The organism is Microcystis sp. LE19-131.1A (genome assembly GCF_027532015.1).
In the GTDB taxonomy this organism is placed as follows: Bacteria; Cyanobacteriota; Cyanobacteriia; order Cyanobacteriales; family Microcystaceae; genus Microcystis; species Microcystis ichthyoblabe_A.
The window spans coordinates 1-4,280 of the sequence record NZ_JAPZSS010000269.1; the positions used below are offsets into that span (position 1 = coordinate 1).

5 protein-coding genes and 1 pseudogene are annotated in these 4,280 nt (G+C 47.0%); 1 reads left to right on the top strand and 5 read right to left on the bottom strand.

Going from position 1 to position 4,280, the window contains the following annotated elements; genetic code table 11:
* From O9323_RS19000 to O9323_RS19020, 5 genes and pseudogenes are all read right to left on the bottom strand, one after another.
* Positions 1 to 852: RNA-guided endonuclease InsQ/TnpB family protein (locus O9323_RS19000; RefSeq protein WP_288125585.1), on the bottom strand; the 852-nt coding region annotated here is incomplete at its 3' end.
* Between the two features lie 375 nt (positions 853 to 1,227).
* Positions 1,228 to 1,470 (bottom strand): hypothetical protein, encoded by a 243-nt coding sequence (locus O9323_RS19005; protein WP_002742124.1) that lies wholly within the window; start codon positions 1,468 to 1,470, stop codon positions 1,228 to 1,230.
* A gap of 344 nt (positions 1,471 to 1,814) precedes the next feature.
* Positions 1,815 to 2,102 carry a DUF5132 domain-containing protein gene (locus tag O9323_RS19010; protein WP_002755198.1) on the bottom strand — a complete coding sequence of 96 codons (288 nt, stop codon included), beginning with the start codon at positions 2,100 to 2,102 and terminating at the stop codon, positions 1,815 to 1,817.
* Positions 2,103 to 2,138: 36 nt separating this feature from the next.
* Positions 2,139 to 2,423 carry a hypothetical protein gene (locus tag O9323_RS19015; RefSeq protein WP_002742126.1) on the bottom strand — a complete coding sequence of 95 codons (285 nt, stop codon included), beginning with the start codon at positions 2,421 to 2,423 and terminating at the stop codon, positions 2,139 to 2,141.
* Between the two features lie 42 nt (positions 2,424 to 2,465).
* Positions 2,466 to 4,139 (bottom strand): annotated as a pseudogene (locus tag O9323_RS19020) (heavy metal translocating P-type ATPase); the annotation flags it as partial.
* On the opposite strand from O9323_RS19020, the gene O9323_RS19025 reads away from it, so the two are divergent.
* Positions 4,092 to 4,220, top strand: a complete 129-nt coding sequence (locus tag O9323_RS19025) for a hypothetical protein (protein ID WP_272096665.1) — start codon at positions 4,092 to 4,094, stop codon at positions 4,218 to 4,220. The pseudogene O9323_RS19020 and the gene O9323_RS19025 overlap by 48 nt on opposite strands.
* Positions 4,221 to 4,280: the final 60 nt, after the last annotated feature.

A 4,280-nucleotide genomic window follows, 5' to 3' on the forward strand; every position in this document is an offset into this window, starting at 1 on the left:
AATATTTAAGTTTTCGTAGGCGATGAAATCGTTAGATTTAATGACGCGCAATGCCTCTTTTTCGACAAAGCCTTTACGTTGCCTACTTACTCTTAAATGCTTTCTAGCATATCTCTTTCTAGCTTTTTGGTAGTTGTTTGATTGGGGTTGACCTTTTCTAAACTTTTTAGATTTCTTCCGATTCAGTCGATTTAATCTTTTTTCTGCCTTGCGATAGTATTGCGGTATCTCTACCGTTTCCCCATAACTGTTAGCGTAGAAAACTTTTAAACCTACATCCAATCCCACACATCTTTTTGTTGGTTCTAGGGGTTTAGCATATTCCCGAATATCAACGCTAAGACAGAATTGGACATAATAACCATCCGCTCGTTTAACAATCCTAACTCGTTTAATTTGGTCAATAGGGTAAAAGTTTAGGTCTCTAGTTCCTTTTAGTTTAACCGTGCCAATGTTTTTCTTATCTGTGAAAGTGATTTTCTTTCTATCCTCCGATAATTTCCATCCAGAGTTTTTATATTCCACAGAACGATTATTTTTCCGAAACTTGGGATAACCTTTTTTACCTTTAACCTTTTTCTTACAATTGTCATAGAAACGAGCAATAGCTGACCAAGCTCGTTCTGCCGATGCTTGTCTGGCCGTAGAATTTAGAGTATCGACAAACTTGAACTGTTTGGCGAGAACTGCACAATATTTATTGAGAGAATATTTATCGATTTTGTCTTCTCTCTTGGCATCTATCCAAAGCCTTAAGGCCTTATTACGGATGAATTGTACTGTACGAATAGCTTCATCAATGGCAGAACACTGACTTGGTTTGACCACGGCTTTCGTTTCTAAGACAATCATTGTTTATCAACCTCAAACAACTTATTTTATCTTAACCTTTAGAGCATCGGATTGTCAAGATTTCAGTGAACATTGAGCTTTTACATTGAGCTTTTACATCGAAGCCCCTCGAAATGTGTCGAAATGTCGTGCTTCGTGTCACTGAGCTTGTCGAAGTGCTGTTTTATACTGGTCGGGGTTTCATCCCGTCGCTAAAAGCGGGGGTCTTTACCCCGACATTCAAGATAAATCCCCGCTGCTCGCCAAGACATTGACTGCAAATTCCTTGAGTGCGACGACGCAATGCTGTCCGAAATATCCTAACCCACAGACTAAAAATTGATCTAGTTTTAAGTTGCCATTACTGAAGTTAGGAGAGTTCACATTTACCTCTGACTAATTTTTAGTTTCTGGTAAAAACTGAATGATATGTTTTCTAAATTCGTCAGCGACTTCTTTCGCCTCTTCTAAATACTTTTCATAGCGATGGGGATCTTGTAAAATATTAATTCCCCCTTGATTAAAGTCTTTTTTTTCTGCCCATTCTCGGGCAATTTCTTCAATGGGGTCGCAACAGAGATGAAGTGCCTTCTCAACGATTAGCTCTTTCAAATGTTCGTGCATATATTCTCGGGTCATTGTTGAACTACTCCTTAAGTGTGGTCTGCTGAAAAAGTTTTTCGTGGGGGCAGGGTGTAGGGTGTGGGGTGTAGGGTTTTACCCATTTTCATCTGGTAAATTACCTAATTTTCGGGGAAAAAGTCCCCGAATTTTCGCCCCGATCACTCTCGGCTGGAACTTTTTGAGGTCAAAAAAGCCTAAAAGTCTTATCCAACAAGTTTTTTAGATTTATTCAGCCAACCCTAATTAATTTTGCTTAGGTATTTGATACTTTCCTTGAGATTTTAAAGGAGGGGGCTAAGAGAATGCCCCCCTACAAAATTGCAGTTATCGAGTGGGTTTCTCGTTCGGTCAATTAGGGATTAGGATTGGGACGTTTCCTCTACGGAAGTGATTTGAGTCGTATTTCTTGCCGCCTCTGTTTCCGCTTTCGCTTCTGCCACTAAATCTTGCCAAGATTGACCAGCTTCGGCAAAAGTAGCTTGCAGTTTTTCACTAGCTTCCATCCCTAATTTGATCCCGCTTTTGGCCGCATTGCGACCTGTATCTGTAATGGCTTTGCCGGTCTGGGGACTAACTAAACCAACTAGGGAACCCAATACTAAAATTGCGACGACTCCAACACCGCCAACAACCAGTAATTCTTCCATAAAAACCTCCTGAATGAGTTGTTCACTATTAACTGTCTATTTTTCGCTAGTTGCCTTAGCTTTTTTAGCGGTTCTGATTTCGGCCTGTGCTTCCGCTACCAGATCGTTCCAGGATTCGCTGGCCTCAGCTAGATAGGTTTGCACGGTGTCAGCGGCCTCTGCACCCCACTTGATTCCCTGTTTAGTCATGTCGCGCCCGGTTTCGGCGACCTTTTCCCCAGTTTCAGGGTTGCTTAAGGCCCCAATAGCGGGGGCAATCGCCAGTGCCGCCAAACCAACCCCTAGGGCGAAAATCGGTTCAATACCTAATAAAAATTCCATGAGACCTCACAAATTTGCTCGATTTTGGATTTTGTTTGACTGTTAGACGTTCGCCGCATCTCGATAGGTCGTCTTCTCGCCACCGAGGGCCGGGCGCAAGCCGTTCAGTCCGGCTAAAATTGCCGAACCATTATTGATGATAATCGCTAGGATCGGATCGAGGGCAAAGAGGACCCCCACCGCCAGCGCCCCAAAGTTAGGAATTCCCACAATTAAGGCATTTTGGTAGATAATGTCCATCACTTGCTTGCTGATCTCGATCGCATGGGTCAAGCCACTGAGATCGTTATCCATCAGTACCACGTCGGCAGTTTCCCGAGCGATGTCGCTCCCTGCGGCAAAGGAAATCGAGACATCGGCATAGGCAAGAGCGGCCGAGTCATTAATGCCATCGCCGATAAAGGCAACGGTTTTCCCTTGCGCTTTCAGTTGCTGCACCACTTCCACCTTCCGTTCTGGGAAAGCTTGGGCGTGAACCTCATCCCGGCGCATTCCTAACTCTTGGGCCACCGCATCCGCTACCTGCTGCACATCGCCGGTGAGCATATGGGTGCTGATTCCCTGCTGGTGTAACTCAGCAATTACCCCGGGGCTTTCGGTGCGGATCGGATCGGCATACATGATAACGCCAATTAGGATGCCATCCCGGGCCACATAAGCCAGAGAAACGCCTCCCGTCTTAAACTGCTGACTGGCACTAATGTCGATCCCTTCCGTTTTCATAAAGCGGCTGCTCCCCACCAGTAGCTGCCGCCCTTGGATTTGGGCGACCACTCCCAATCCAACCCGATAATCCCACTCCTCGCAGGTTTTCGTTGCCGTCCCCTGTTGTTGGGCCTGTTGGACGATGGCATGGGCGACGGGGTGGCTTAACCCCTGTTCCGCCGAGGCCGCCAGACAGAGAATTTCTGCCGGGGTAACTCCCTCGGCGGTAACTTGAATGTCGGTGACGGAAGCATTGCCCTGGGTCAGGGTTCCCGTCTTGTCAAAGACGACGCAATCGACTTTTGCCAACATTTCGATCGCCCGGCCGCTGCGGATGTAAACCCCTGTCCGGGCAGCGTATGTTAATCCGGCTAAGACGGCGGTGGGGACAGATACGCGGATGCCAGTGCCGAAGTCGAGGGTGATAATGGCCGTTGTCCGGGCTAAATCTCCCGTGAATGCAAAAATGCCGGCCCCAATCAGTAGGGTGGGCAACACGGCAATGTTGGCAAATTTGGCGGCATAGTTTTCTACGCGGGTGTCGTGGACGGGAGCGGCTTTCATCAGTTCCACGACTACCCCGGCGCGGGTATTATTCCCCGTCCTTTCCACGAGAATTGCCAATTGTCCCTCTACTAACAGGGTGGAAGCATAGACCTCATCATCTACTTCCCGGTGGACGGGAACCGATTCTCCCGTCAGTTTCTGTTGGTCAATTAGTCCCTGTCCCCGGATAATCTTGCCGTCGATGGGAATTAAATCTCCCGGATAGACGATGACGAGATGGCCTTCTTTTACGTCTTTGAGGGGAACTTGCACTTCTACGCCGTCCTGTTCGATCCAGGCATATTTGCCCAAACTGTCCAGTAAATCTAGGGTCTGACGTTCGCTGGAGCGAGCGGTGACATCGCGAATTACTTCCCCAGATTCGATCAAACTGATCATGAAGGCGGGGGGAATGAAATGGCCCTGGGCGGCGCTGAGGGTGATGGCAAGGGAGTCGAGGAAATCGCAGCAATTCTCATTTTGATGCTAGAAGCAGATTTTAGCACCCCCACCAAAAATGTCATAACCCTCATAATGACTGAATAGCTGAAATTACACCCGTCCAACACTGATTGGCGATCGCGATTTTGCCACCTGTTAAATCTC